Source organism: Nostoc sp. 106C, assembly GCF_002154725.1.
Taxonomy (GTDB): Bacteria; Cyanobacteriota; Cyanobacteriia; order Cyanobacteriales; family Nostocaceae; genus Aulosira.
Genome location: NZ_MTAW01000184.1, coordinates 63,336 through 88,156 on the forward strand (window position 1 = coordinate 63,336; position 24,821 = coordinate 88,156).

The 24,821-nt window shown below is 39.4% G+C and carries 22 protein-coding genes and 1 tRNA gene; 8 read left to right on the forward strand and 15 right to left on the reverse strand.

Annotated features, from left to right (window positions below; all coding sequences use genetic code 11):
* Positions 1-79: 79 nt before the first annotated feature.
* Entirely contained in the window at positions 80-946 is an 867-nt protein-coding gene (locus BV375_RS27735; protein ID WP_086766468.1) for an alpha/beta hydrolase, read from the reverse strand.
* 229 nt (positions 947-1,175) lie between these two features.
* Between BV375_RS27735 and BV375_RS27740 the strand changes: the two genes are divergently transcribed.
* The 3 genes from BV375_RS27740 to BV375_RS27750 are packed head-to-tail and all read left to right on the forward strand — an operon-like array spanning position 1,176 to position 3,618.
* Positions 1,176-1,991: a DUF1206 domain-containing protein gene (locus BV375_RS27740; protein WP_086766471.1), complete on the forward strand. Its 816-nt coding sequence runs from the start codon at positions 1,176-1,178 to the stop codon at positions 1,989-1,991.
* A gap of 36 nt (positions 1,992-2,027) precedes the next feature.
* Positions 2,028-3,182 (forward strand): family 10 glycosylhydrolase, encoded by a 1,155-nt coding sequence (locus tag BV375_RS27745; RefSeq protein WP_086766473.1) that lies wholly within the window; start codon positions 2,028-2,030, stop codon positions 3,180-3,182.
* 19 nt (positions 3,183-3,201) lie between these two features.
* Complete coding sequence (locus BV375_RS27750) at positions 3,202-3,618, forward strand: DUF2358 domain-containing protein (RefSeq protein WP_086766475.1); 417 nt, start codon at positions 3,202-3,204, stop codon at positions 3,616-3,618.
* 100 nt (positions 3,619-3,718) lie between these two features.
* Here BV375_RS27750 and BV375_RS27755 read toward each other — a convergent pair whose 3' ends face one another.
* Positions 3,719-4,711 (reverse strand): zinc ABC transporter substrate-binding protein, encoded by a 993-nt coding sequence (locus BV375_RS27755; protein ID WP_086766477.1) that lies wholly within the window; start codon positions 4,709-4,711, stop codon positions 3,719-3,721.
* A 1,147-nt stretch (positions 4,712-5,858) separates the two neighbouring features.
* Here BV375_RS27755 and BV375_RS27760 point away from each other — a divergent pair.
* Positions 5,859-7,052, forward strand: coding sequence for an MFS transporter (locus BV375_RS27760; RefSeq protein ID WP_086766479.1), 1,194 nt, complete (start codon positions 5,859-5,861; stop codon positions 7,050-7,052).
* Between the two features lie 46 nt (positions 7,053-7,098).
* On the opposite strand, the gene BV375_RS27765 is transcribed toward BV375_RS27760, so the two are convergent.
* Complete coding sequence (locus BV375_RS27765) at positions 7,099-8,265, reverse strand: AAA family ATPase (RefSeq protein WP_086766481.1); 1,167 nt, start codon at positions 8,263-8,265, stop codon at positions 7,099-7,101.
* Positions 8,266-8,605: 340 nt separating this feature from the next.
* On the opposite strand from BV375_RS27765, the gene BV375_RS27770 reads away from it, so the two are divergent.
* Entirely contained in the window at positions 8,606-9,436 is an 831-nt protein-coding gene (locus BV375_RS27770) for a metallophosphoesterase (RefSeq protein ID WP_086766483.1), read from the forward strand.
* 225 nt (positions 9,437-9,661) lie between these two features.
* Positions 9,662-10,495 (forward strand): metallophosphoesterase, encoded by an 834-nt coding sequence (locus tag BV375_RS27775; RefSeq protein WP_086766485.1) that lies wholly within the window; start codon positions 9,662-9,664, stop codon positions 10,493-10,495.
* A gap of 159 nt (positions 10,496-10,654) precedes the next feature.
* Here the strand turns inward: BV375_RS27775 and BV375_RS38880 are convergent, their stop codons facing one another.
* The 4 genes from BV375_RS38880 to BV375_RS27790 form a co-directional block, all read right to left on the reverse strand.
* Positions 10,655-10,777 (reverse strand): hypothetical protein, encoded by a 123-nt coding sequence (locus BV375_RS38880; RefSeq protein ID WP_279432974.1) that lies wholly within the window; start codon positions 10,775-10,777, stop codon positions 10,655-10,657.
* Positions 10,778-11,366: 589 nt separating this feature from the next.
* Entirely contained in the window at positions 11,367-12,083 is a 717-nt protein-coding gene (locus tag BV375_RS27780; RefSeq protein ID WP_243714074.1) for a hypothetical protein, read from the reverse strand.
* A 511-nt stretch (positions 12,084-12,594) separates the two neighbouring features.
* Complete coding sequence (locus tag BV375_RS27785) at positions 12,595-13,233, reverse strand: DnaJ domain-containing protein (protein ID WP_086766489.1); 639 nt, start codon at positions 13,231-13,233, stop codon at positions 12,595-12,597.
* Between the two features lie 113 nt (positions 13,234-13,346).
* Positions 13,347-14,756, reverse strand: coding sequence for a DnaJ domain-containing protein (locus BV375_RS27790; RefSeq protein ID WP_243714075.1), 1,410 nt, complete (start codon positions 14,754-14,756; stop codon positions 13,347-13,349).
* A gap of 40 nt (positions 14,757-14,796) precedes the next feature.
* Between BV375_RS27790 and BV375_RS27795 the strand changes: the two genes are divergently transcribed.
* Both BV375_RS27795 and BV375_RS27800 read left to right on the forward strand, forming a co-directional pair.
* Positions 14,797-15,894, forward strand: a complete 1,098-nt coding sequence (locus tag BV375_RS27795; protein WP_086766493.1) for a tocopherol cyclase family protein — start codon at positions 14,797-14,799, stop codon at positions 15,892-15,894.
* 32 nt (positions 15,895-15,926) lie between these two features.
* A tRNA-Arg gene (locus tag BV375_RS27800) sits at positions 15,927-16,000 on the forward strand.
* Positions 16,001-16,162: 162 nt separating this feature from the next.
* Here BV375_RS27800 and BV375_RS27805 read toward each other — a convergent pair.
* The 8 genes from BV375_RS27805 to BV375_RS27840 all read right to left on the reverse strand — a co-directional run bounded on the left by BV375_RS27805 (position 16,163) and on the right by BV375_RS27840 (position 24,474).
* Positions 16,163-16,780, reverse strand: a complete 618-nt coding sequence (locus BV375_RS27805) for a hypothetical protein (protein ID WP_134076192.1) — start codon at positions 16,778-16,780, stop codon at positions 16,163-16,165.
* Between the two features lie 223 nt (positions 16,781-17,003).
* The gene (locus tag BV375_RS27810) at positions 17,004-19,010 is read right to left on the reverse strand and encodes a transglutaminase-like domain-containing protein (protein WP_086766497.1); all 2,007 of its coding nucleotides are present in this window, start codon (positions 19,008-19,010) and stop codon (positions 17,004-17,006) included.
* Complete coding sequence (locus BV375_RS27815; RefSeq protein ID WP_243714076.1) at positions 19,007-20,218, reverse strand: DUF58 domain-containing protein; 1,212 nt, start codon at positions 20,216-20,218, stop codon at positions 19,007-19,009. Before BV375_RS27815 ends, BV375_RS27810 begins: the two co-directional genes overlap by 4 nt.
* 153 nt (positions 20,219-20,371) lie before the next feature.
* Positions 20,372-21,334 (reverse strand): MoxR family ATPase, encoded by a 963-nt coding sequence (locus BV375_RS27820; protein WP_086766503.1) that lies wholly within the window; start codon positions 21,332-21,334, stop codon positions 20,372-20,374.
* A 172-nt stretch (positions 21,335-21,506) separates the two neighbouring features.
* Positions 21,507-22,202, reverse strand: a complete 696-nt coding sequence (locus tag BV375_RS27825) for a pentapeptide repeat-containing protein (protein WP_086766505.1) — start codon at positions 22,200-22,202, stop codon at positions 21,507-21,509.
* 314 nt (positions 22,203-22,516) lie between these two features.
* On the reverse strand, positions 22,517-22,909 hold the full coding sequence (locus tag BV375_RS27830; protein WP_086766507.1) for a hypothetical protein: 393 nt from the start codon (positions 22,907-22,909) through the stop codon (positions 22,517-22,519).
* An 87-nt stretch (positions 22,910-22,996) separates the two neighbouring features.
* Positions 22,997-23,635, reverse strand: a complete 639-nt coding sequence (locus BV375_RS27835; protein WP_086766509.1) for a ThiF family adenylyltransferase — start codon at positions 23,633-23,635, stop codon at positions 22,997-22,999.
* Between the two features lie 5 nt (positions 23,636-23,640).
* A complete protein-coding gene (locus BV375_RS27840) occupies positions 23,641-24,474 on the reverse strand; it encodes a hypothetical protein (protein ID WP_086766511.1) in 834 nt (277 codons plus the stop codon).
* Positions 24,475-24,821 lie beyond the last annotated feature (347 nt).

The following is a 24,821-nucleotide window of genomic DNA, read 5'->3' on the forward strand; positions in this document are numbered from 1 at the left end:
TCGAGATAGTTTGTCATAGAAATTTAATAGAAATTATTATGCTGTCTAGTAGCACTCTTGACAAACAATTACTGAGTCTTTAAAGCATTAAGAAATCTCGAATGTACTGATTAACTAAATCTGGTTTTTCTTGCTGCACCCAATGGCTACAGTTAGGAATATATTTAATTTGAAAGTTATTGACATAGGCTTCTGTACCGTAACTTAGTTCCTTACCAAGAGCAGTATCATTTTCACCCCAAATCATCAGTGTTGGCACTTCCAAAATTCCCCAATTTCTTTTTAAGATTCTCTGCTGAAAAACGTTGCGGTAATAATTTAACATTGCTGTAAGAGCACCATTTTTAGCGGCAGCATTCTTGAAAGCGGCAATATCTGCTTGAGTAAAAACATTTTTGTTAACCGCCATACCTTTAAGAGCTCGTTCAAGTGCTGCATAGTCTGAGCTTTTTATGACTAATTCCGGTAGCCAAGGTAGTTGAAAAAAGAAAATATAAGAGCTACGAAGTAGTTGTTGAGGAGTCAGTAAACCTTGGGAAAATTTTGCCGGATGAGGTAGATTGAGTATAATTAATTGCTCTAACATATCTGGATGAGCATAAGCAAAATTCCATGCGATCGCACCTCCCCAATCATGTCCAACTAAAACGCATTTTTCGTAGCCTAAGCCTTTAATTACACCTTCAATATCTTTCACAAATTCATCCATCACATAAGCAGTTTTCTCTTTTGGTTTATCGCTATCATTGTAACCACGTAAATCAAGAGCAACAACTTTAAAATATTTGGCAAATTCTGGTATTTGATGTCGCCAGGAATACCAAAATTCTGGAAACCCATGTAACATCAGCATCAAAGGGCCTTCGCCTTGAGTGACGTAGTGTAGTTTCACTCCATTAGTGGTGATATATTCGTGGGTCCAAGAAGGTTGTATAACAGCCGTCATTAATCCTACTCCATTTAAATAAGATACTGTCAAATTCTTTAAAAGATTATTGAATTATGCTATCTAATTATTTGCGGTAACATCTATTAAAAGAAAAGGTTTGTTCAAAGTTTTCTAAAAAATAATCTGCAAAAATATCTCTTAAATAATTGTAAGTTTTGCCATTAGATAGATGTATTTATTAGGTAATTATTGCTAAAAAAAAATCTCATATATCCAGGCAAATACTATGACACAACATCTTATAGATGATCCTTCATCATGGGTAGAAAGACTGGCAAGATTTGGTTATGCATCTAAGGGAGTAGTTTACGGTATCGTTGGGTTACTAGCAGCTCAGGCAGCTTTTGGTGCAGGTGGTAGAACGACTGATACAAAAGGAGCTTTACAAACGCTAGTAGAACAACCATTTGGTAAATTTCTACTGGCTTTGGTGGCAATTGGCTTAATAGGGTACGTAATTTGGCGCTTTGTACAGGCAATAAAAGATCCAGAAAATAAAGGCAAAGATGCCAAAGGTTTGGCACAGCGAGTTGGTTATGCCATTAATGGTGTTTTATACGGGAGTTTAGCCTATAGCGCTGTGCAAATTCTGCTTGGTTCTGGAGGTAGTGGTAATAGTAACTCTACCCAAGATTGGACAGCACGCTTACTTTCTCAACCCTTTGGTCAATGGTTAGTAGGAACTTTAGGGGCATTAATTATTGGATTAGGTTTTTATCAGTTTTATAAAGCTTACAGCGCCAAGTTTCGCAGAAAACTCAATTTAACTGAGTTAAGCAATACAGAACGTAAGTGGGTGATAGCCATTTGCCGATTTGGTTTGCTAGCAAGAGGCATTGTATTCTGTATTATTGGCTGGTTTCTCATTCAAGCAGCAACTCAATATAACGCCCAAGCTGCTGGAGGCTTAGATGAGGCGTTACAGGCTTTGGCACAACAACCATATGGCCCTTGGCTTTTAGGCTTTGTAGCACTGGGTTTATTGGCCTATGGTATTTATATGGTGATTAAAGCGCGGTATAGTCAGCTAGTCGTGAATTGAAAATCACGCTCGCACGCATTGTTTTTAGATACGCACATGAGCTTAATAGAAACACGCGGTGTCTGGCTTACCAATACCGATAGTAAAGTACTCAAGTCACAGCAACGCATTGCTGAGGCAATGAATTTTGTGGCCGAGACAGGATTTAATGTAGTGTTTCCTGTTGTTTGGAATAAGGGAGTCACTTTATATCCTAGCCAAACGATGCAGCAGACATTTGGTGTTGAAATTGATCCCAGCTTTTTCGGTCGCGATCCTTTGGCAGAAGTAATTGTAGAGGCGCGACGGGTTGGGCTAAAAGTCATTCCTTGGTTTGAATACGGCTTTGCAAGTTCTTATAACTTGAATGGTGGAATGCTGTTGCAGACAAAACCAGAATGGGCTGCGCGCGATCGCAATGGTAAGTTACTAAAGAAAAATGGTTTTGAGTGGATGAATGCCCTTGACACCCAAGTGCAAGAATTCCTGTTGAACTTGGTGTTGGAAGTGGTGAAAAATTATGATGTTGATGGCATTCAAGGTGACGATCGCTTTCCTGCCTTACCCTGTGAAGGTGGCTACGATGAGGGAACTATGGCACTTTATCGTCAGCAGTTCAACCAAAATCCGCCCCAAAATCCTCAAGATAGGCAATGGCTACAATGGCGTGCTGATATTCTGACTGAATTCTTAGCCCGTCTCTACCAAGAAGTAAAAAAAGTTAACCCTAATTTAATCGTGTCAATTTCTCCTAATATTTATGATTGGGGATTTAAAGAGTATCTACAAGATTCAGTCACTTGGCTAAATCGCGGCATCGTTGATATGATTCACCCGCAAATTTATCGCCGCGACTTCCTCAGCTATAAATGTATTGTTAATAAATTGGTAAACGAACAGTTCACAGATGCGACAATACCAAAGTTAGCACCAGGAATTTTAATGAAGCTTGGTTCTTATTGTATTACTCCTGAATATCTTATCAAAGCAATTGAATGCAACCGTAAATGCGGCATTAGAGGAGAAGTATTCTTTTTCTATGAGGGTTTGCGAGAAAATGATTATGCTCTAGCTAAATTACTACGGAGTAGTCCGTATGCTCAGTCTGCATCATTTCCTACTTTGTCAGATTTGAGTGGAAGTAAAGTGAATAGCAGGAGGACAGCTTCAATTTGGCAGAAGTTGCTAAGGTTTTTCCGAAATCTCTTTTAATTAGGTACGTGGAATATCAATGCAGATAGAACAGGTAATTGAAACTCTTAAAAATGATTTGCCGACTCTTTTTGAGAAAGATATTTCTTATGATATATATACTCAGGATATCTACTTTCGAGATCCAGTAAACAAATTCAAATATAAATTTAACTATCGCATTATATTTTGGACTTTGCGATTTCACGCTCGACTATTTTTTACTCAAATTTCCTTTGATTTACATGAAGTATATCAGTCAGCCGAGAACACAATCTTAGCTAAATGGACAGTACGTGGTGTATTGCGTGTTCCGTGGAAAGCGAAGATATTTTTCAATGGCTATTCAAATTATAAATTTAATCAAGATGGACTAATCTATGAGCATATCGATACTTGGGATAGAAAACCAGGAAAAATTTTGCGACAGTTTCTAGATAAAGGTGAAGACAGATAAATTGAGCGAGCGCTTAGTCTCCAATTCCTATTTAATAAACGATTAAATGAATTTTTTAAGACTGAAGTAATTACTCAAATCCGTCTTCAGCCTATTAACACTAATTTGAAGCTTTCGGTTCAAATATCAGGTAAGTTCCTCCTAACCCTTCTACAATTGTGCGCGTATTGGCAGCCATCATGTTTTGATAGCTGTCTCCGTCAGTTCCTGCTTCTCCTAGCCCATCAGCATAAAGTTTTCTTTCAGAAACCTTAACGGTGGTTTCTTCAGCTAGAGACTGAAAAACATCAGATTTAATTGCTGTCTCAGAAAAAATTGTTGGCACTTTAGCCTGCTGAATATTTTTCGCCAAATTTTTTACTTGTGTACCTGTAGCTCTTTCATTGGTGTTAATACCTTCTAACGTCCCTGCTAATGAAAGACCGTAAGCTTTAGTATAATAGCTCATTCCATTATGAGTTGTAATTAATCTGCGTTGAGTAGTGGGGATACTATTAATTCTGGACTTTATCCAGCGATCTAGTTGGATGAGTTCGTTGTTAATTTTTAACTTGTTATTACTATAAGTTTGGGCATTGCTTGCATCTAATTTGCCCAAGTTGCTGCTAATTACTTCTACCATTCTGATAGCATTCTTCACATTATGCCAGATGTGAGGATCGGCTACTATACTATCATCTTCCCGAAACTTTTGGGGCTTTGGAACTGCAAGTGATGCAATAGCAATTTTAGGTGCAGTGGTCTTAGTTGCTTTAATTAGTTTGACCAATCCTGGTTCCAAGTTATAGCCGTTATAGAGAATCAGATTCGCTTGTTCAAGAGCTTTACGATCTTCAGGCTTTGGGCGATAAAGATGGGGGTCTGCTCCAGGGGGAATCAAACAAGTAAGATTAATTGTATTCCTCGCAATCTGTTTTGTTAAGTCGCATATTATACTTGTAGTTGCAACTACTTGTGGAAGGTTATAGTTAACCCTAGTGGTAGTTTGAGTGAATGAAGTGCTTTGTGCTTGGTTTACACAGCCAACAAATCCCATTGTCAATGCGAGCGAAACATTACGTGCAAAGCCAAAATTAAATATTTTTTTTAACATTATCTGCTCCAGTAGATTTGAAAATAAAAATAAATATGATCGTTAGTTAATTAGTGAAGTATTCAAATTTCGCGGCTTGCTGTCAAATATTGACACTTTATAGTCTGATAACCTGAGGGGCGCAAGAGTAAGTTACGAAAATAAAGACCATGCAGGGTTTAGCTCCTGAATTCATTAGTTGATTGAGATTCTCTCGCCATCAGTTAAAGCAACAATTATGCGATCGCGCTAATAGACTACAAAGGATACCAACTGACAGAGATACTCTGGTTAAGGTGGTGAATTTGGTAATCAAGAGGGCTTATTACTCATATAGGTTGGGTTAGTTTTGCAAGCATAGTACCGTTACGATAAATTCAAACAGCTTGTATTATAAGCGTTTGGGCTGTTTTGTAGATGCAACGGGTATGTTGATTTGCGGTTCCGTTTGACTAGTCCTGATTTAAGGAAATTGTAGCGATGACTTTGCCACCTGTGGCGATATTAACTGGTATTTCCATCAAGTTGCTAAATTGACACATTCAACAAGAGTCGATGCTAGTTTAGCAGGTTATGTGTTTACTAACCGTCTCATAGCAGACTTAAACATCACTGTACTGTTGCTAGAAGCATGAAGAACTGACAACCAGCAAGTAATACATATTTGTGCTTGTTTCCTGAAACTGTTTCAAACCAGCACTAATGTCAAACAATTATAGTTGCTGAAAAAGCTACTGCTCTGATTAATAATTGGTAATAAATTGAAATTTTATACTTTAGATTTGTTTAATATTTATACTTCGTAAATGAGGATAAACCCTCAGGTAAATTGACTACACGGATTATAAAATATAAAGATATCAGTTGTTTGCTCAGGGGAAGATTTTACCAATGTCTGCTCTGTGGAGAGACTATTATAATAGCCATCTAAAGTTAAAAATCATACTTTAGTATCAGCAGAATAAAATTCTTTCTAAGATGAGTTGTTTGTTCATTATTAGCAAAGAAGAGGGTTTCTGATTGAGGAGTGCATATTTCCTTCGAGCTAAATCTAAGTAACAATTAATATGTGGTTTGCGACCTCAGCATTATGCTATTTATAATGCCATTTTTCTGAGCAGATTTGTTCTAGAATCGCACCGCTAACGCAAGCAAGTGAAGAAAAGTTATGGTTAACTCTTTCGATTCCCGTCCTGATATTTTATGGCGGCAAGTTTGGGGATTAGCTGCTTTAGTGGCTGGAATCATCTTCAGTTGGATGGCTTACAGTTTTTATCAACCAAAAATTTTACAAAAACTGGAGTTTGTAGAATTGGCAGGTTGGCTAGGGATAATGCAAGGGTTACTCGCCACAGTCATCGAACCTTTTGTGGGGCAATTTTCTGATCGCATCCAACAGCGCTTAGGTAATCGCTTACCAATTATAAGTGTAGGGGTAACACTGGCAGGTGCGATTTTTGTGATTGTCTCGCTGTTAGCAGAACAGAATTTATCAGGAGGTATACGTTGGTTAGTACCTGTACTGATGACTGTGTGGATAATAGCCATGATTCTTTTTCGAGGTCCAGCGATCGCATTATTAACACAGTTTGTACCTATGACCGAATTACCCCAAGCTAGTGCTGTTTTGGTCTTTGTATTTGGATTCATCGGCGCTATTGAGCCAGTATTAAAAATTTTTATCAATAGTATCGGTGCATCAATGACTTTTTTGTTAGGAGCGATCGCCTTGGTGATGGGAGGATATATTTTGCGATCGCTAACTCCTGTACATACATTAAAGCCCTATACTATCCATGAGGATGTCTTATCTAGCGCGCCTACTTTATTATTAATTTTAATTTTTGTAGTTGGTTTGGGTACAGGCTTAGAAGTAAACCTATTAATGTCGATATTTCCGCAAGAATTACAAATTCAATTCCCTGGTATTAGATTAGAATTTATTACCTCTGGCATACTTTTAGTATCTGCGATCGCCTCAGTTGTTTTGGGAGAATGGACGGCTCAAATAGGTGCGAATAAAGCAATGTTATTGGGTTTGGGTACAATGACCGGCTTAATGGGATTGGCATTGTTAAACGACATCGACACATTCGTAGTAGGTTTTATAGTTACTTTTGGTATTAGCTTTAGCTTAATTTTTGTCAGCATGATTCCCTTTTGTTTAGGAAAAGTTCCCTCTCATCAGGCAGGTTTAGCTACTGGCTTATATTTTGCTGGTAGCGCTGGAGCTACTGCTCTAGTATCACTTTTAATCAAACAAGGGATGATCGCATCATTGGGAGCATTTTTATTAGCTGAGTTTGCTTTTTTCGTAGTAGCTGGATGTATTGTGATTACTAAGAAAATACAAATTAGCTAATTCCTTCACGCTTCTGGCTCTATTTTTAACAAAAGTAGGAAGTATCTTAGTAAGACCGCAAAACTCCTATACCAGCTTTGGTTTCAATGTAATCAGCTAAGCTAATAAAATCCTCACGCGGATAGCATCTTCCACCAATGAGATCAAATGCTAATCTACTGGCAGGATTGTCTGGGTTTTCGAGAATATGTATACCCCAGTAATAAAGTAAGTCACTAGCTCGGATACAAACTTCCTCTGGGTCTATACAATGAAATTTATCATCTATTTTACTAATTTCTTTATAAGCATCGAAATAGACATCTTTGAGAAGCTTGAAACGCCTTATACCAGGATCTTTAAAGTTGTTGACTAGCACAAATAAATGAGCATTCTTATTGATTTCACGTATTTCTCTGACAGTCTCTTGGATAACTTTGCCATGCTTATTGATTCCTAGTGGATTTAGAGTTGTTGGGATAATGCAATAGTCTAATCGCTTAACTAGTTCTTCAGGATTACGTTCTAATGCAGGTGAGCAATCACAAATTACTATTTGACAATCACGCGCGGAATCTTCATGCCAATTTTCTGCTTGAAATACTTGAATATTCGTACCAACACCTTTTGGATTAGGAACAAACACACCATCTCCTACTAACTTTTGGAGATTTTCTTCTGGATCTAAGTCCACAATAGCAACATTAAATCCTTGCAGTGCTAATGCTCCTGCTAAGTGTGCTGCTACGGTTGTTTTACCCACCCCTCCTTTGCAAGTGAAAACTCCAAAATAAACTTTTTTTGATAGATTTTCTGGGTTATCTCCCGTATTACCTCCGACATCAATCTCAATCATACTATCAACCCCAACCAGCTTATTTTCCAAAGCTATTCCACAGCGAATTTTACTATTTTTATCCCAGGATCTGATTAATGCCTGTGCTGGGCCACCGAAACCTTTTGTAGTTATGAACCAACCAAAATTAAATTTTTGACCTTCGTCACTATCTAAAAAATTAGCAAAACTTAAAAGCTGCGGTGCTGTCACATTACTTTTGAGCCATTTAACTTGAACAGCACCGACAAGGTTTCCTTTTTTTACAACTAAATCATAACCACGCTGGTTAGGCTTAGCAGTTTCAACTGTCCAACCTGCTCTATAAATCAGTTTGGCTACGTGCTGCTCAAAATGTGTAAAGTCTTGAATGTATTCTTGCTCTAAAGATGATGGCATAAATAACAGCTTTTGGTTTTGTGCTTTAGAATGATGAGTTAGTGTGCTTAAGTACGCTGTCTAAGCGAAATGCGATTTAATTATAGTAAATTTATACAGGCAATCTAAATTACCTTCTAGGAAAACCCTCTTGCAGTCTAAAATCCACCTTTAAATTGCTATTGCTATACTCCAGCTTAGTATAACTTGATAGCCCAACTAGATTTAGATTTTCTAAGTATAAATACATAGAAAAGCGATCGCATTCATGAACTTTTCAAGAAGTTGTTTAAGCTGAACAGGCGATCGCATAATTTTTAGTTAAGCTATAAGCGCTAATATTCAGGATTTTGAGCGCTTTATGCACTGGTTACTATCTGGGCCGTTGAGTACGCAGCAATTAACGGTTAAGATTGCAGACTTACCTGCATCGTTACATGGTAAAAAGCTGGTGCAAATGTCGGATTTTCATTATGATGGTTTGCGGCTATCGGAAGCAATGCTAGAAAAAGCGATCGCAGTTAGCAATCAAGCCGAACCTGATTTAGTTTTATTGACTGGTGACTATGTAACTACCACCCCAAAACCAATTCACGACTTAGCTTTACGGCTCAAAAATCTCCGAAGTCGTGCTGGTATTTATGCTGTATTGGGCAACCATGATATATGTTACAAACACTCAAGAACAGAAATTACAAACGCCTTAAATAAAATTGGTGTTCATGTTCTGTGGAATGAAATTGCTTACCCATTAGGGAAAGAATTGCCCTTGGTAGGATTAGCGGATCGTTACTCAAAGGAATTTAACCCTGTAGCAGTGATGAACCAGCTAAACGTCGCTACTCCTCGGATTGTTTTATCTCACAATCCTGATACTGCGGAAATATTGCAAGCTTGGCGAGTGGATTTACAATTATCTGGTCATACTCATGGTGGCCAAATTGTGATTCCAGGGTTGGGGCCGGGGGTACTGTATTATAGAAAACTTGTGCAAAAAATACCCAGGAAATTACGCCGTAGAATTCCATATTTGAAAAACGATTTCTCTTTCATCCGCCATTGGGAATGGGCACAGGGTTTACATCAGGTAGGAAAAAATCAACTATACATCAATCGTGGTTTGGGAACTTATCTTCCTGGACGTTTATTTTGTCCTCCGGAAGTTACTCTTATTACGTTACAAAGTGAGTAATTTAGAGGCAAACTTTAAAACAAATTACTAATTAAATTGATTTTTTGTGACATACAAGCATTTTCAAACGTATTACATATTGGTGATTGTAGAGACATAATATATTGTGTCTAAATATCTAGAGTCTATCTAAATAAAAACTGCTGCAATTTATAGTAATTAATCAAGATATATTTTATTTTTTGGTAAGCTGTAAGCGCTGCTATCAGGAGTGTCTGTTGCGCTATGCATTGGTTATTTACAGGACATTTAAGAGTAGATAAAATCACGGTTAAGATTGCAGATTTACCTGTGTCTTTAGAAGGCACAAAGCTGGTGCAATTGTCAGATTTTCATTACGATGGATTGCGGCTGTCAGAAGAAATGCTAGAAGAAGCGATCGCACTGAGTAATGAAGCAGAACCGGATTTAGTAGTATTAACTGGTGACTATGTTACTGACGATCCCACCCCTATTCACAAATTGGCACAACGGCTTAAATATTTAGAAAGTCGTTATGGTATCTACGCCATACTTGGTAACCATGACATCCATTACAGTCACTCCCAAGCAGAAGTTACAGACGCTTTTACTAGGATTGGAATTCATGTCTTGTGGAATGAAATCGCCTATCCACTAGGAACAGAATTGCCATTCGTCGGATTAGCCGATTATTGGTCACGAGATTTTCAACCTGCACCAGTAATCACTCAATTAGATTCTGCCATACCCCGCATCGTTTTATCTCACAACCCAGATACAGCCAAGATATTGCAACAATGGCGAGTAGATTTACAGCTATCTGGTCATACTCACGGAGGTCATATCGTATTGCCAGGTGTCGGCCCTCTAGTTTTCCATTATAAAAAGCTTTTGAAAAAACTACCCAAAAAATTGCGGCGTTGGGTTCCGTTCTTGTTAGGAGACTTCTCGAAAGTAGTACGATATTGGGAGTGGGCCCAAGGGTTTCACAAAGTAGGAAATAATCAGTTATACGTTAATCGTGGCTTAGGGACTTATCGACCAGGACGCTTATTTTGTCCACCAGAAGTCACTGTAATTACTTTAATTAGTCAATAGTCATTGGTCATTTGTCCTCTCTTACAAAGTTGCGGCAGTCCGTTGGCGAGGTTCCCCCGCTTAAAGGAATTGCCATCTGTTCGTCGAAGACGTTGGCGTTCGCGCAGCGTCTCCCTTAGCAGAAGCCATCACCGGAAGCCGGCGCTCCGACGCCACTTGCTACAATGGGGAGGCAGTCCGTTGGGCGGCTTTGCCGACTTGTTCGCTGGAAGCGTTCCCGAAGGGTAGGAACTGCCGTGGGAACCCCCGCAACGCAGTGGCTCGACTTTGCGCTTTTGTCATTGGACTGTTGACTCTTGACTTATCATAGTTGAAACCGCCTCAAGCTACGATGGGAGAATATCGGCAGCTTAGGGCGGTTCGTGGAATATGCAATCGTTCGAGAAAATTTTAAAAATCAGAGGGAATATAGCTAAACTAAGGTGAACTTACGAACAATCTTCGCAACTCTATCTCTCCAGAACTACTTGTGCATCCTTGATCCAACTAGGCAGGTATTTCTGGCTGTGCGTTCGATCACCTCCACAACAATTATTGATGAGTTTAAGGCGAAAACACTTTCAACGGATGCGACAACTGAGTAGTGATTGCGAGGACATTAGAGCAGGAGGTACAGGCTCTAATCTGAAATGTTGTGATGAACTTTTAACCTTTTTGTACCTTGTTCTTAATGTAGCACCTACTTTTTAATGCATCACCATGTATTTACCAAACTTGAACGGTATTAATTTTCTGCAACAATTTGGCAATCTTTCTTAATTAAGAGAAGATAGCCATCAGAATTCAGCCAACCGCAGAGTCAAACTCTCACTCAAAAATGCAGTAGCCTTCTCCAAAGGTGGAAAAGGCTACCGAGCTAGAAACTTAGTTATTACTGAGCAGAACTGTCAGTGCTGCTATTTCCAGAAGATGAAGAACCGTTGCTATTGGTGTTTGACTTGTCTGCGCCTGTAAGCGGAGAAGTTTTCGGGGTGTCGCTCTTGTTATCTTCAACAGGAGATTTAGTACTAGGACTTTGTTGGCTGGGAATAATCGGTGATGTAGTTGGGGCTTTTTCAGCAGCAGGTCGCTGAGAGGGAACAGTGATATTAATATTTGGTTGTGTAGGCGCAGATGGAGAGGGAGCCTGCTGTTGTGGAATTACAACAGGTACTTCTCTGGTTCTTTCAATGATTGTGGTTCGTGATTGAGGAGATTGGCTAGCAGCCGGAGAAGGACTAGCACTATTTGGTACAGGTACAGGAACTACTACTGGCGTACCATTGTCAACCGCTGCATTGTTGCGTTGGTTGAAGTACCAAAATGCTCCTACACCCAAAGTAACTAGGGAAGTGAGGATAACACCTATTAGTAAGCCATTAGCAGCATTAGTGTTATCACGCTCTGCTAAATTAGCTTGCTGATATCTGCGCTCACTGTCACGACCAGTTACATAACCGCTGCTGTAAGCATTAGGATTAGGGGTGTTGTTAACTGTTTCAGTAGTTCTCTGCACGTGAGTCCGAATCTCACCGTTAGCATCAGTGTAGGTTTCTTGCCGATTTTCGCTGCGATAATTTTCGCGATCGCCTGGATTATTCATAGTCATTATTTCACTCCTCAATTTGAAAAAGTTGACGAACTAAACTTTGCAATAACCAAAGGTTTTAATGCATTTGAAAATCTTTTTATGTAGGTTTTAAATAGTGTTCTATTTGTTACCTAACGCCTTTACTAGATTCAGAATAACCTCTGCGATCGCGTCAATGGCTCTATCGCGGGTAGGGAGTTTTTCCTCCATCCAAAGGTGTATTATTGGCAAGAGTTTGATAACTATTAGCTTATTAACAGGTTAGCGATCTCATAGTTTTGCTAATTTATGAAATCTTTAAACGTAATGAGTTCACTCAAGGTGCAATCTTTATAATTAGAAAATTGAAAATAGATTTTTATGTACAGGTAATCAAAAACACTCAATTTACAATATTAGCGCACACTTTCTACTGGATATTACCTACGTTTGACAAATATTTGACTATTGCTGCTGAAAGCTACAGCATACAGTCTTGCTATCTGAAGGGTTGTTTCAAATTCACAGAACTCTGAAAACTATTTCCATTTCATCCCCAACGCCAGTTTAGCTTCAACCAACTTTTAATTTTTTGGCACCATCTTTTGACTAAAGGTCGAGAATTTGATGCAGGTCTTGATGGCGTTGACCATCTTGAAGATGACGATGCAAACGGACTGTTTGAACCTGTTAAATCTTGTTCTAGCTGTGCAGCTTTATTTAAATCTGATGTAGCTCGATATTCATATCCTAGTTGAGAGCAAGCTAGCCCACGGTATTTGTATGCATCAATGTAGCGAGGGTTGAGGCGAATTGCTCTAGTAAAGTCTGCGATCGCTTCCTGATATCTCCCTTGGCTAGCGTTCTGCACGCCCAAATCATAAAAAGTTTCTGCATCCCAGCGATTGGTAGCTACTTTGGTGCGATTTGTTGACGAAGGTGGAGGTTCAACAGTAGTAGGTAGCTGTTCAGATTTGAGATGGTTGTAAGCTATGTTGATTTGTTTAATTTTTTCCTCAGCTTCCTGTTTTTGCTGTAAGTCAAAAAAGCGATCGGGATGCCAAGTTTTCACCAACTTACGGTAAGCTTGCTTTACCTGCGCCTGCGATGCACCGGGTTTCAGCCCTAGAATTTCCAAAGAATCATTGATATTAAGGTGTAAATGCGATCGCGGCTGGTCATTTGACATATCGCAGACTGAAGAAATAGGTAACTATGTAAATCTATGCTAACGATTCAGAGAAATTTCTTGGACTTTAGCCAAACTGCTTTCATCTGTGAACGATTGGCGATGGCATCATACTAAACATCGCGCTGCCAAATTTTAATCGTCATGTCTCGGCTACCACTTGCAAGGGTTTTACCATCAGGGCTGAAAGCGATGGAATTAATCCAGTCTGAATGATTGCCCAATGTGTAAACCTGTTGTCCTGTTTTAACGTGCCACATTTTCACAGTTTGGTCTGCACTACCACTAGCAAGATACTCACCATCGGGGCTAAATGCAACAGACCAAACATAGCTGTGATGACCTGCAAAGGTATTAATTTCCTTACCTGTACTTATATTCCATAGCTTGATAGTCTGGTCATAACTACCACTAGCGACAATTTGCTCATCAGGGCTGATAGCAACACAATTTACCCAGCTTGAATGCCCAGTGAAAGTATGCAACAGCTTCTTATTTCTCAAATTCCATATTTTAATAGTGCGATCGCCACTACCACTAACTAAAATCTCCTGCTTGGAACAAATAGCAAGGGAGTGAATCACATCAGAATGTCCCTTCAGGATGTGTAGTAATTGCCCCATAGCTATATGCGAAATCTTGATGACAGTATCACTACCGCCACTAAACAGAGTTTGACCATCTGAACTTATAGCGACAGCAACAACAGGGGTTGAATGAACCTTGAGAGTGCTGGCTAATTTACCAGTAGATACTTGCCAAACCATAATGGTAGAGTCATTACTACCGCTCACTAAAGTTTGGCTATCAGGGCTAAAGGAAACGCATCTGACCGACTTAGTATGACCAGTCAGAGTATGTAGTAATTTTCCTGTTTTGACATGCCAAATTTTAACAGTGTTGTCACTACTACCGCTAGCGAGTAATTGCCCATCTGGACTAATTGCAGTTGTACAAACCCAATTCAAATGATTTAAGGTATGTACACATTTCCAAGGCGAAGCTTGAGTTTTTGGTTCAGATGTGGGTGGCTGTGGTGGTGAAGATGCAGCTTTGGGCTGTGTTATTCTCTGTTGAAGTTCCAGCTGTATTGCATTTCTAAAATCAGATTTCGCTCTATTCTCGTATCCTAATTTTGAGCAGGCTAGTCCACGATATTTATAAGCTTCAAAATAGTGACGATTAAGGCGAATTGCTTGGGTAAATTCCTCAATTGCTTCAGTATATCTTCCTTGTTGAGCATTCTCCATGCCACGTTTGTAGAAAGTTTCGGCATTGGATGTATTAATATCAACCTTTGTTTGATGAGGCGGCGGAGATTGGTTGATCTCCTCTGCCTGATTAGACTTTAACCTGTCATAAGCTTGATTAATTTCTTTAATTTTTTCTTCTGCAACCAGCTTTTGCTGAGGTTCAAGAAAACTATCTGGATGCCAAATTTTAGCCAAACGACGGTAAGCTTGCTTGATTTCCTGTGGTGATGCATCAGCTTTTAACTCCAGGATTTCGTAGGCATGATTCATATCAAGGCGCATACTGGAAAATAGGCAACACATTGAAACTATGCTTAGTATTCCCAGAAATTTACTCGATACTACCCAAACACCCCATTCTGGTTATCACTGGGATGGTAGTAACCGCCGCTTCTTTGAAGGCTGGTATTATCGCGTCACCTTACCTGATTGCGGCCAAACCTTTGCCTTTATGTACTCTATTGAAGATCCTATTGGTAATCAGCCTCACAGTGGCGGTGCAGCCCAAATTCTCGGACCTCAAGATGAATATCTGTGTCGTACTTTCCCTGATGTCAACAAGTTTTGGGCGAGTCGAGATGTCTTAGCTTTAGGCCATTGGGGCAAAACAGATTTACCTACCCAACCCTTCTACCTCCTCCCAGGAGAGTTTGAACACCATGTTCAAGAAGGCTATCAAGCTACAGCCACCTTAAATCAAGGCATGATTAGCGACCCTGCTACTGGTAATTATTGTCGTTGGCAGTATGAAATTAAGCCAGTGTATGGTTGGGGTAATCATGGCAGTATGCAACAGTCAACCGCTGGCTGGCTATCATTTTTGCAAATTTTTGAACCTGGATGGCAAATCTTAATGGCTCACGGTTTGGCTAGTGGCTGGATTGATTGGAATGGCAAAATCTACGAATTCACCAATGCCCCAGCCTACGGTGAGAAAAATTGGGGCGGTGCTTTTCCTCAAAGATGGTTTTGGCTAAATTGTAATAGCTTCCACAACGAACCCGATTTGGCATTAACCGCAGGTGGTGGACGACGTGGTGTTTTGTGGTGGATGGAATCTGTAGCGATGATTGGCTTACATTATCAAGGCAAGTTTTATGAATTTGTTCCCTGGAACTCACAAGTTAGCTGGAATATTCAGCCTTGGGGTAGATGGGAAATGCAAGCACGAAACTCAAAATATGAAATTGACTTAATCGGAACTACAGATTTACCCGGTACACCTTTACGTGCGCCCACAGCCAATGGTTTAATCTACTGTTGTCGAGACACCATGCAAGGACAACTAGATTTGCAGTTGCGAGAAATCTGTGATGGAAAACCTCAAATCATCTTGAAAGCACAAAGTTCTTTGTGTGGCGTAGAAACTGGTGGCGGTCCTTGGGATGATTCTTGGCAGTTTGGTTAAAACTACTGCTATCATTATATATGCTTCGTCTTGGGGCTGTAGCTCAGTTGGATAGAGCGAGCGCCTCCTAAGCGCTAGGTCGTGCGTTCGAGACGCACCAGTCCCGTACTCCTTTTTAATGGCGTGTCTAGTATACCTTTATCGCTAAAGTAAGCAATCTTGGATGCTTATGGAAATTTAATAATTCATACTCTAAGCTGTGAGGAATAAATAAGGTTGCTGCATCCCTAGCGCGAGGTTACGAGTAGATGATACAGCAGAATTATTGTCAAGTTTGCTTAAACCTGATTTGATTTGCTTCTAGGTAAATGATTTGGTTTTTTAATCCTTGAGCTTCAGCAGCAGTCAATCCTTTCCATTGCTGCTGTGCTTGTTTTACACTTGGCACTGGTTTGAGCACACCTGCTAAATCTAGGGTCTGTCCTTTTTTCACAACAACTTTGTTTTCAGCAGTTCCCGCATCTAAATTGGGAGCTAAAACCACAAATACTCGTTGAGTATTACTTGAACCAACCCAGAAAGTGCGATCGCCTACTACACTTTGAACATTTACATTTGTAAACTGTACTGGTCTATTTACAAGTGTCTGTTTATTGGCGTTGCTAATTACTAATACGTCTGTGATTGGTTCAGTCTTAACAATAGTTGTTACTTGTGGGCTAGGAGTGACGACAACGGTAGTTGTTGGTTGTGGTGTAGCAGTGACAGTAACCGTTGCTTGTGGCGTAGGAACGACAACAACATCAGGTTGCTTTGGTTCGGGAGCACAAGCAGTCACCCCACTTACAAACAGTGTTAAAAGCGTTGCTCTACTCAGCCATGACTTTGTACTGACAAAATTCCCATCGCTTTGCATGATGCTTAAACTGTACTTGTGACTATACATTTGACGATTAATATGCTTAATACTGAGTTGATTTAGCTATTAAAGGGTATCCCGTTTGATGATTATAAAAATCTCATGCCGAGACGCTCCAGACATATAAAAAAAGCTGGTATTACCTTTGTATACTAACTTTAAATAATTAGAATACAATTTCGCTTCTACCTAATGGAATAGTATAAGGCAAAGGCGATTCCGGTACTTTAATGTGGTGTGATTGCGCTGATTAACTCTGATGAAAACGCTTTTGTAACATAACCAGCCATGCTTGCACAGCAGATTTTAATCTTGCTCTTTCAGCCTCTTTAATACCTTGAGGATCGAAGCGATCGCGGTAATGCAGTTCAACTAGCGATGTTAAGTCATCAATTAAAGGTGAGCTAGGTAATTCTTCTTGCAGCCTCTTGATCCAGTTTTTTAAAGACTCTGAATTTTGACGGCTAAAACCTAACTCGTTTAACCTCTTCTCAATTAAATAAAATTCGTAATCTTTTTTAGCTAAATCTGATTTAACTACTTGTTTACTTAATTTCTGTCTTGTAGATAAACGGCGAACTTTATTCTGGGAATTAAACTTCCACAACCGCAGAAATATTAATGGCAAAACTAGCCACCATGCATATTTGAATAGATTGCTAACTAAACCAGAACGCAACCAGCCTGAGAGTTTGAAACTAAAAAATGACCATAAATCAGAGATAAATGCTAATTTATAAGTATTTGCATTCTCAATAGTAGCCCAATCAGAAGGTGTAGTATCAAAGGCTTGCCATCGACCATTTATATATGCCAATGTCCAAGCATGAGCATGGCGGCTACGAACTATATATTGTTTCTCTAATGAGCTAAATTCATGAACTGAATATCCTACAGCATAACGTGCTGGTATACCAGCAGCACGCAAAAGCAGCGTAGTTGCAGTCGCAAAATATTCACAATGTCCAGCGCGAGTTTTTAGTAAAAATGTTGATAAAGGCGTTGACTGATGATTGCTACCGATAAGTTTTAAGGAATAACGGAAATTTTTTATAAAAAAGCTATCTACAAGTTGTAAGATGGCTTGGGGCGATTTGCCTTTAATATCTAATTGGTTAATAACTTGATTTATTGCTTCTGTTTCAGGTTTGGCGATTTGTAGATCTTCTTCTGTCGGTGGGCTATCTAAAGAAAGACTCTTATTAAACAAGACTCGGTAAGCGATCGCATTATCTTTTCCTTCTACTTTCACCGTACCATATTTATTTTTCTCCATTTGGCTAACTGGTAATTCGTCAATTTCAAATGTTCCGTCAGCCAGCCTTAATAAGCCTTTACCTTGATTAAGCGTTGCGGAAATTGTGAGCATTGAATTATCATCTGATCTACTTCCTAAACGCCAAGTCTTACCGTCAATATCAGGTTGTACAGGAGTAAATGTAGAATTTGATGCTACCCAAAAAGCAGACTTATACTTATCATAAGTTGCTTCTTTCAGCAATCCAGGAGCAACTGTTGGAGTATTAGATGCTACTCGAAAAATAATCTCATTTGACTGCTTTAAAACTCCAATCTCACCGATACTTGTTTGTTTTGTTATTGAGTTTGTTAATTGTCCAATACTATTAGTATTACTTAACCATGCAACAACAGTATCCTCCAACTTCTGTTGAAGTTGATACACACCCATTTGCCCTATGAAACCAAGAATTCCAGCAATTATAATTAGACATAACCAGATAACAGGTGAAAATCGCGGCGATCGAATAAACCATAGAGCAATACTTGTAAGTAAAAACATCCCGATATAAAAAGAGATATTTTTAGTATTAGCAGCCCCAGCAGATAACATACAAAGGGCAAAATAGGGGTAACTTAAACTAATATTGTAGTGATTTGATTCTGGTTTTATGACATTTTTTAGCGATACAAAAAGTGTGCGAATATCAATATTTTCATTTACAGAGTATGTTTGAGCAGCCAGCAGAGGGAAAAAGACTAATGGAAACCACTGCAATAGATTGTAAACTAAGTAGATTGAGCGATTAGTAGTTAGAAGAGAAACAAATACAATAATCAGAATCATCAAACACAGATTAGCAATGCGTCGGAAGTCATCATGAGAGAAATCCCACCGCGAGTTGCTCAAGCGATATCCTGCTAAAATCACAGCCATTGGTATGGCAAAAATCCACATTCCTGTCTGCCAACCCCAAAAGATTAAAGCACCACTCAGGAGAAGCACTGGCGGTTTCATATATGCATTAGTTCCTCTTGAATTTTGCCCAAATTTAAAATATGGGATCTTGTTAATCGATCGTTCATAGAATCTAAATCGAAGTTAGCTACTTTACCTTCTTTATCTGTAATGACTAACACTAAGGTATGGATACCTACACTCTTGAGATAATTAACTAATCTTTTTCTATCTTCGTCCCAACACAAAAAGATACATATACAGCCACTTAATAAAGATAGTTTCTCAAGCACTGCTGGAATAATAGAATCAAAAGATTTATCTCGACAAGCGACAACAGATGCGAGAATTTCTAGCATTTTATCAGTATGGCTGAGTCCTCTACCAAAGGTAAAACAATAAGCTTCATTACCAACAAACATTAAATCTAATAATGATTCTTGGGTTTGAACTTCACAAGCTAATGAAGCGGCAATTGATATTGCTTCTTCTAAAATTTCGCTATAGTTAACGCTTTGAAATGTATCTAAAATCAAGGCGTGTCGGACAAAAAACTCATCCTGTTCTTCTTTGACAATTGGTTTACCAACTTTTGCCCAGCTTTTCCAGTGAATTTTGCGCAGCGAATCTCCCGGACGATAATCCCGCAAAGATCTAAATTCCTCTGAATCTCCTACAGAAGAGGTTAATGCCACACCACCAGATTGATGTTTCTTTATACCAGGAAGTTGAACTGATGGCAGTTGATATAACTTAGGTAAAATTAATAAAGATTGGGGTAAAGAAATAGTTTTACAAGCTTTAAAAAGTCCAAAAGGATCTGTCCTAGCTACTGTCATCCCTGTCAAGCGAAAAATTCCTCTTTGAGTAGGTAAAATTTCACCAATAACTTCTGTTTTACTATTAGGTGCCAGGGAGGGTAAATCTATTGGTAAAGCTATAGCACATTGTTTGCGAGAAATTAACCAAAGCCAGCGATCGTATCCAAAAGCTTGAATAAATGAATTGTGCCGAACTTTTCTAGTTTCAAGTGTTTCTATGAACTCCTTAAAATTGGGGCGAGGATCGGCAAAGTTTTCAAATAGTTTTAGTCCTTTTTGAATATTGTTGCTTTTGTTATTAATGACAATTTTGTACTTTAGTTTTACACCCACAGTTGCAAATCTAGGTAGATTGCGATTAGCACTAAAACGATCACGAAAAAGCAGGCTGGAAACTATAGATATGATAAGAATAGATAATAAAAAAGTAAATATCTGATAGTTCATGCTTGCATTACTAGACCCAGTTAAAGCCGCTGCGATCGCTAATAATGAAATAACTCTTCCACTAACAGTAACTCGTCTTGTTAGCTTGCGGTAAATGCCATAACTAAAATAGAAAAGACGATAGATAAAAAGTTTCATCTTGCAAGTTTGATATCAAACTGGAACAGGAACAGATTTAAGGATATCTTCAACAACACTTGTGGCGGTTCTGCCAGAGAAACGCGCTTGCGGTTCCATAACTAAGCGATGCGCAATTACAGATACTGCAAGTTCTTGGATATGTTCTGGTGTGACAAATTCATAGCCATCAAACAAGGCTAATGCTTGAGCAATTTTCATTAAAGCAATAGAAGCTCTTGGGCTAGCCCCTAATTGCACGCCTTGGGAAAACCGAGTAGCATTTACAATATCTACTAAGTAGCATTTCAAGTCTTGAGAGATACGAACTTGCTTGACCTGCTGTTTTAAAGTAATGATGTCCTGCAAGTCAATGCAAGGTTGAATTGAATCAATAGGGTGTTGTTGAATTTGGTCTGAAAGCAGGTTAACTTCGTCTTCTGGTGATATGTATCCCAAACTAAATTGAAGTGCAAAACGATCCATTTGGGCTTCGGGAAGCGGGTAAGTACCACGGGATTCCACTGGGTTCTGAGTAGCGATGACAAAAAACGGGTCTTTAAGTTTTCGCAAGTTCCCATCAATGCTGACTTGAAACTCTGCCATAGCTTCTAGTAGCGCAGATTGCGTACGCGGTGAAGCCCGGTTAATCTCGTCAGCCAAAACAATATGAGCGAAAATCGGGCCTTCGTGGAAATGAAAGGTGCGTTCGTTGGGGTCAAGCATCGAAATACCCAAGATATCCGAAGGTAATAGATCTGGTGTAAATTGAATGCGCTTGAAACTGACATCTACAGAGTATGCTAGGGCTTTCGCTAAAGTGGTTTTACCAGTTCCGGGATAATCTTCTAGCAGCACGTGTCCCCCACTAGCAAAGGCTGACAGCAATTTCCTGATTGCTGCTGATTGCCCTTTTATGACCTTTTGAATATTGTTAAAAATTCGTTGATAAATTTCTTTGCTGGGCAAATCATGAGCTTTTGGGTAAGAATTCTCCATTTTTCTTCATCACTGGTGAATGTCATGAAGTTAATGTACCCATTTGCCACATATAACTTTGTGCCCTTCTCTGCGTTATTGCAAAGTGCAATAATATGTCATTGCGAGTGGAACGACGCAATTGTCAGGTTGTTGAGATTGCTTCCCTACGGTCGCAATGACCTCCAGAATATTATTGCCTAGCAAAAGCTAAGTCAGATTCAATCAACTTTGCACCTGTTAGATTAGCCCCACTTAAATTACAGAAGTGAAACTTTGCTCCTCTTAAGTCTGCTAGTGCTAGATTTGCTCCTGTTAAATCTGCATCAGTCAGGTTAACCTCACTTAAATTCGCCCTAGTTAGATTCGCCCCTCTCAGATTTGCTTGTTGCAAGTTTGCTTGAGTTAGGTTTGTCATGACTATCTGTGATTCTCTGAGATCGGCTCCAGTTAAATTAGCTTCACTAAGATCTGCTGCTGTTAAATTAGCTTGCTTGAGGTCAACTTGATTTAGTACAGCCCAACTCAATTTTGCATGGCTGAAATTAATTTGATTCAGCTTCGTTGATGTCAGCACTGCACATCTCAAGTTGGCATTAATAAAATTCCTTTCTCCTATTGCGTAACGTCGCAATAATTCGTCAGTTGTTAATCTGGCTAAAACAGCTTTTGCAGCGCCTTGATAACACCATGTAGCTTCTGTTAGTTTGGTAGCAGTATTAACAGCAACCTCATCACATTGGTCTAATATTACTCCATTACAGCCATCCCATTGACCATTTAGCATCAAAGCAATTTCATTAGCAGCAGCTATTGAATCAAATAGTAAAACAGATTGTTTCTTCTGATTTAAAGAGCTAATCAAGCTAATTAATATATTATTTTGCATTTATCTTTGGATATGAATTTAGACAATCAAGCATTACATCGACTTGATAGACAAATCGGTGTCATATTACTATTGTATGTATTTAATAAATATCTTGCATGAATCCAATTATGCCTTCAGCAAAGGGCAGGAAAACCCGCCCCCTACAGATGATTTGTATAGCAGTCATAAATGATTTACGAATAAAAAGATACCCGACTTCTTGAAGAAGTCGGGTATCTGAGCCTCTCGATGTTTGGGAAAAAGTCTCATGTTCGGAAAATAAAACTGAAGTGAAATTCACTTGTAAATTACCAAATTCTTTAAGCAAGTCTTCAGTCCAAACTTATTCTCCAGAAACCTTCAAGCGGATTGGACTGTTGCAATTGGTTGCTACTGCTACCAACCCCATCATTGTCATACACTAACCCAACACTGAAATTTCTATTTATCGGAAATTGTCCTAATTTACCAAAGCCTACAATATTCTTGGAATCGGTTATTACCTGCTGATTCAACTGTATGGTGGTTTGGTTGCCATCAGCAAAATAGATTGTTGCTCGTTTGTTGTGAAAGCTTACTTGAACGTTATAAATTCCACCAGTTCCATAATAGTAAGCTTTCGCTGGCAGCTTTTGACCATCGATATTTTGTCCGTTGAACTCAACTGCGATCGCAGGCGTACTCAACAGCAAAAAAGTAGGTAGAATTAACCCTAACAGTTTCATAGGTTTACTAAAAATCGCATTTTATCAACCTATTTTTAACTTTAAAACATAAATTTAATCTGTGGAGTTAATCAAAGCGATCGCAACCTACAAAAATAAAGATTGAACAGTCAAATCCTTAAGAGTAATGGTGAAATTACGCTGTTCTTGTGTAGCAATAAATGCGATAATCGCCTCACACGCCACAGCAAGAGTTAACATCACCAAGTTTCGCGCTAAAGGATAATCGCAGACATCATCATTCACATCAGAAGGAACGCGATAGACATCATTCCAAATTACTTCTGCATAATCAGCTGCTAGCCCAACATGAAGGCAGGGAATTTTTGATTTATCGGCATAATCCTTTACTACTTGACGTGCCAAGCTGTTGTCAAAGACATCGATAATTAGGTGGCTGTCTTGAAGTAGTTGCGCTGCATTTGCTGATGTCAACTCCTTTGTTTTGCCATCAACTTTAGTACCAATTGCTCGGTATAAATTATTCGCTAAAATTTTCGCCTTGAATGCTCCGACATCAGAACGGTAGTAAGGCTGGGTGGAAAGGTTCCGTTCCTCAATGCGATCGCGATCGATGACTGTAAGTTTATCAAAACCAGACCGAGCTAAGTTTTCAGCAATGTTAGCTCCTAAGGCTCCAGCCCCACAAATGGTTATAGGATAATTCTTGAGCTTTGCCATCACAGCATTGCTGCGGTAAAGCTGTTCGTGAAAAAATATGCTCATTGTCCTCACCACTCTTGTTGTTCCATCACAGCTACCAAAGATTGCAAATCAAAATCGCGATCGCGTCCACTCAGACAAATCCCAGAACTAATTACAGTCAAATCAGTTTTGGCGATCGCACTAGTGTGGCGAACACCATCAGCCGTTCTCCAATCAACTGTCCAGTAATCACCGCGATCCTGAAATTCGCGTAATTCACCGCCACCCATTCGCAATGCTTTTCTCAATCGCTTTTCATCCTGTTGCGGTTGAGCAAATCCCTCAATCCGCCGAGTTGCTAATTCATACACTGTGCGGATTTCAGGAGTAATCCCTTTAAACTGCAATTCCTCAGATGGAGTCAGTTGCTTAACAGCAGATTGCAGAGTTTCCACAATTTCCGGATCGGTACGGCGATCGATTTCCTCAAACCAGCAAGACTGTCCATTCCAACGGGCGATAATTTGCTCAAAGACAACACCCTCAGTTACTAGATGAACTGCGATCGGTTTGACTACCTTCAACCGTTGACGCATATCTACTTCATTCACAGGATATGCTAACCAAGTTTGTCCCCGCAGTTGATATGCTAATCGCAGCCGTATTTGGGAAAAGTGTTGCAAGTATTCTGCAATTTGAGGTAAGTCTGCTTCTTCCACAACCGTTGCTGTCTTCGCATCCACAGGCTGAAAGATACCCCAACCTTCAAATTGACTAGGCTTTGGCGTAAAGGTGTAAACCATCCCAGCTACCCGTGTGCGAACTCGTCCACCTTTAACGCAAGGCGCGATAAATTGGGTTGCACATAACTGTGCTTCGGCGCTAGCAATTTGGTTGATTAGCTTACGGATGTCAGTCATAGCTCACGCAAAGCCGCAAAGGCGCAAAGAAGAATTTATACGTAAATTCAGCAAAGTTAGAGAATTTATATAATGATTTCCCGCGTGCAAGTTGGTGGAGCATTGCGTGTTCTCAGTTACTAGAGGGACTCCGCTGGTGAGTTGTTACACACTCTTTTAAAGATGGCTACTTCTAAGCCGACTTTCCAGGTTCTTCGCACTCCCCGTTCACACACGCCCACTGTATTTGACAGTGTTACCTTTCCTCTCGTACTAGTATGTAGGCTCCAAGAGTTAGGGCACGCAGGATGTTAATATAATACAATATACTACAATAAATATTCGACACTTTTTGAGCAAGAGTAATA

Bases quoted from the DNA above. Each gene is read 5' to 3' on its own strand.
- BV375_RS27735 (WP_086766468.1), bottom strand. From the start codon at position 946: ATGACGGCTGTTATACAACCTTCTTGGACCCACGAATATATCACCACT.
- BV375_RS27740 (WP_086766471.1), top strand. From the start codon at position 1,176: ATGACACAACATCTTATAGATGATCCTTCATCATGGGTAGAAAGACTG.
- BV375_RS27745 (WP_086766473.1), top strand. From the start codon at position 2,028: ATGAGCTTAATAGAAACACGCGGTGTCTGGCTTACCAATACCGATAGT.
- BV375_RS27750 (WP_086766475.1), top strand. From the start codon at position 3,202: ATGCAGATAGAACAGGTAATTGAAACTCTTAAAAATGATTTGCCGACT.
- BV375_RS27755 (WP_086766477.1), bottom strand. From the start codon at position 4,711: ATGTTAAAAAAAATATTTAATTTTGGCTTTGCACGTAATGTTTCGCTC.
- BV375_RS27760 (WP_086766479.1), top strand. From the start codon at position 5,859: ATGGTTAACTCTTTCGATTCCCGTCCTGATATTTTATGGCGGCAAGTT.
- BV375_RS27765 (WP_086766481.1), bottom strand. From the start codon at position 8,265: ATGCCATCATCTTTAGAGCAAGAATACATTCAAGACTTTACACATTTT.
- BV375_RS27770 (WP_086766483.1), top strand. From the start codon at position 8,606: ATGCACTGGTTACTATCTGGGCCGTTGAGTACGCAGCAATTAACGGTT.
- BV375_RS27775 (WP_086766485.1), top strand. From the start codon at position 9,662: ATGCATTGGTTATTTACAGGACATTTAAGAGTAGATAAAATCACGGTT.
- BV375_RS38880 (WP_279432974.1), bottom strand. From the start codon at position 10,777: ATGACAAAAGCGCAAAGTCGAGCCACTGCGTTGCGGGGGTTCCCACGG.
- BV375_RS27780 (WP_243714074.1), bottom strand. From the start codon at position 12,083: ATGACTATGAATAATCCAGGCGATCGCGAAAATTATCGCAGCGAAAAT.
- BV375_RS27785 (WP_086766489.1), bottom strand. From the start codon at position 13,233: ATGTCAAATGACCAGCCGCGATCGCATTTACACCTTAATATCAATGAT.
- BV375_RS27790 (WP_243714075.1), bottom strand. From the start codon at position 14,756: ATGAATCATGCCTACGAAATCCTGGAGTTAAAAGCTGATGCATCACCA.
- BV375_RS27795 (WP_086766493.1), top strand. From the start codon at position 14,797: ATGCTTAGTATTCCCAGAAATTTACTCGATACTACCCAAACACCCCAT.
- BV375_RS27805 (WP_134076192.1), bottom strand. From the start codon at position 16,780: ATGTATAGTCACAAGTACAGTTTAAGCATCATGCAAAGCGATGGGAAT.
- BV375_RS27810 (WP_086766497.1), bottom strand. From the start codon at position 19,010: ATGAAACCGCCAGTGCTTCTCCTGAGTGGTGCTTTAATCTTTTGGGGT.
- BV375_RS27815 (WP_243714076.1), bottom strand. From the start codon at position 20,218: ATGAACTATCAGATATTTACTTTTTTATTATCTATTCTTATCATATCT.
- BV375_RS27820 (WP_086766503.1), bottom strand. From the start codon at position 21,334: ATGGAGAATTCTTACCCAAAAGCTCATGATTTGCCCAGCAAAGAAATT.
- BV375_RS27825 (WP_086766505.1), bottom strand. From the start codon at position 22,202: ATGCAAAATAATATATTAATTAGCTTGATTAGCTCTTTAAATCAGAAG.
- BV375_RS27830 (WP_086766507.1), bottom strand. From the start codon at position 22,909: ATGAAACTGTTAGGGTTAATTCTACCTACTTTTTTGCTGTTGAGTACG.
- BV375_RS27835 (WP_086766509.1), bottom strand. From the start codon at position 23,635: ATGAGCATATTTTTTCACGAACAGCTTTACCGCAGCAATGCTGTGATG.
- BV375_RS27840 (WP_086766511.1), bottom strand. From the start codon at position 24,474: ATGACTGACATCCGTAAGCTAATCAACCAAATTGCTAGCGCCGAAGCA.